Origin of the sequence: Quyinboa ferrireducens, assembly GCF_042436675.1 — a bacterium.
Classification (GTDB): Bacteria; Bacteroidota; Bacteroidia; order Bacteroidales; family UBA5342; genus JBHJHP01.
This window is the reverse complement of sequence record NZ_JBHMVA010000051.1, coordinates 1-2,460: the sequence shown is the minus strand read 5'-3', so window position 1 is coordinate 2,460 and position 2,460 is coordinate 1. Positions and strand designations below refer to the sequence as shown.

Sequence of the window (2,460 nt, the reverse complement as noted above, 5' to 3'; positions counted from 1 at the left end):
TGCCGTCTTTACGGCTTGACAGTCTCCACTTCGTGGGACAGTCAACCGCACGACACCATACCGCGGGAACGTTAGCGGTTATTTGAAAACCAAGATGAAACAAACCTTAAAGTTTAAAATATTAATACTAAGTTTCTTGATTGTTGTCTTTTCAATTGAAACAAATGCTCAAGATGTTGAAGGTAAAGATTCAACCGACGTTAATGAAATGCTTTCGGGAGTAATAAATAGACTAGATATTTATAACACAAAGTGGTTGACAATAGGTGTACAACACGACTTTATTAGCTCAACATCTGGACTACAAATAAGTAATGGCTATGACGAAAGACCTTTAATACATTTTGAAGATTTTTCAGAAGACTTTGTATTTAAACTACAAGGAAACACAGACTTTAATAAAGACTATTCTTATGGAATCAGCGCTGGATGGAAATACCCTAGATATTTATCTTTACTAGCAGTTGAATTTTATAAATATAACTATCCAACAAGGGATTTTGATTTTACCAATTTTAATATCTCAGCGGAAACATTTATTAAAAATACTGACATCGTAGCCAAATTTAAACTTGGTTATCATGACCTGAATAACGAAAAAAATATGGGATTTGAGATTGGGTTGAGTAATATTTTTATCTATCGAAAATTATATGCGGGATTATCAACTGGGTATTATTTCGACTATTTTACATACACAGCTTTTATAAAAAGTTTTGTTTTTAAGAAACTAATAGGCATTACGCTTGACTATGAAAATATTGACAAATATGATTTCTTAAAAGTTGGATTAACTTTTACTTTCAAAAGATGAAAAAACAACCGCTAACACACGGTATAGTGCATGGCAGTACTTTTAAATAAAATATTTCAACGTTCGCAGCTGGCTCTTTTCGTCCTGACAGTTCCTATCCTATCGGACAGAAACTGCCACGACACCATACCGCGGGAACGTTGCCTGCAATGTTGTTAAAAAAGTTCACTGACAATAATTTGACATATGATTGATTATTTATTTTAGATATGTGGGATGCCTTACAATTAATACTTGGAATCGCTATTTATATTGTGATTGGATATTTCGGTATAAGGTTGATTTCCAAGTGGGTATCTAATTTGAATGTTTATATACGACTCCTGATAGTATCGTTTTGTTATGCATTGGTTTGGGGAATTGGGATCGCTGCTTCCGGTGGAGATCCTGGATTTGGTTTCCCTGTACCAAATATTTTAGCAATTGGGCTAATGATTAGTATTGGCTTTTATTATGGAGCGTTAAAAGGATTGATTATTCTATCTTCTTGGTGGATTTTAATTTTTGCTATAATGTTAATTAGACATTTGACAAAGAAGAAACATCCTCAAAAAATGGAATAAATTTGAATAAAAAAACACTGCAGGCAACACGCGGTCATAGTGCATGGCAGTACTTTTATATAAAACAATTTAACGTTCGCTGCAAGCGCCTTTCGTCCTGACAGTTCCTTTCACGGGTGAAAGAAACTGCCACGACACCATACCGCGGGAACGTTGTGCACAATAAAAGCAGAGAATGTTCACATTATTCCATTTCATATTTATGCTGATTAAAATCGCAATACAGGCTTCTGTTTATGCGACTATGACTTTTCTGATTCTGCTCTTTTTGAGTAGGATAACACATATTAAACAACTGAATAAATGGATGAATAAAAAATTTAAGACTTGGTCTGTAATTGGTTTGTTTTTCTCAATTGGACTTTTTTTCTATGCATTTACATATTGGGGAAATCATGGACTTGGAGACTCTTACAGAATTCCAGTTGGACATAGACAAGTAATTTATAACGGAGATGGAGTTTGGACATATTTTAAGGTAGAAGTACAAAATAAACTTCAACAAAAACATATAAATGAATTTGCTATTAAGAATGACAAGCTATGTGCAAATATAGATGGTAACAAATATCTAATCTTTGACTTAAAGACTTCTAAAATGACAGAATTTCAAAACAAAAATGACTATGAAATATTTGCACTAAGAAATAATTTACCAACAACATCAGAATTCAAAGATTTTATTAGTCGTTATCATGACTTTTGGAGTGGTTGGAGATTATATCTATTGCCATGAAAATAAAATGAATAAAAATTTACTGTGCACAACACGCGGTCATAGTGCATGGCAGTACTTTTAAACCAAATAATTCAACGTTCGCTGCAAGCGCCTTTCGTCATGACAGTTCCTTTCACGGGTGAAAGAAACTGCCACGACACCATACCGCGGGAACGTTGTAGGGCATTTATCCAAACCAAATTCTAAAAATTAAACATTTAACTTAAACAATAGAAAATGATTGATAAAACTAAGATTACTAATACGATAAACCTGATAATCTCCCTATTGATTTTCATTTCGATTTTACAATCTTGCAAAGTACAGCATGAGAAACCTGTTTATAATCCTAAAGCAATTGAATT

The 2,460-nt window shown here is 33.2% G+C and carries 3 protein-coding genes; all 3 read left to right on the top strand.

The genetic code is table 11. The annotated features are described in order from the left end of the window. Positions 1–94: 94 nt before the first annotated feature. Positions 95–814, top strand: coding sequence for a hypothetical protein (locus tag ACE01N_RS20295; protein WP_380592872.1), 720 nt, complete (start codon positions 95–97; stop codon positions 812–814). Positions 815–1,023: 209 nt separating this feature from the next. Next, positions 1,024–1,377 (top strand): hypothetical protein, encoded by a 354-nt coding sequence (locus tag ACE01N_RS20290; RefSeq protein WP_380592870.1) that lies wholly within the window; start codon positions 1,024–1,026, stop codon positions 1,375–1,377. A 307-nt stretch (positions 1,378–1,684) separates the two neighbouring features. Continuing rightward, entirely contained in the window at positions 1,685–2,113 is a 429-nt protein-coding gene (locus ACE01N_RS20285; protein ID WP_380592868.1) for a hypothetical protein, read from the top strand. Positions 2,114–2,460 lie beyond the last annotated feature (347 nt).

What these genes read in the sequence shown, in the direction of transcription:
- ACE01N_RS20295 (WP_380592872.1), top strand. Translation starts at nt 95, where the DNA reads ATGAAACAAACCTTAAAGTTTAAAATATTAATACTAAGTTTCTTGATT.
- ACE01N_RS20290 (WP_380592870.1), top strand. Translation starts at nt 1,024, where the DNA reads ATGTGGGATGCCTTACAATTAATACTTGGAATCGCTATTTATATTGTG.
- ACE01N_RS20285 (WP_380592868.1), top strand. Translation starts at nt 1,685, where the DNA reads ATGAATAAAAAATTTAAGACTTGGTCTGTAATTGGTTTGTTTTTCTCA.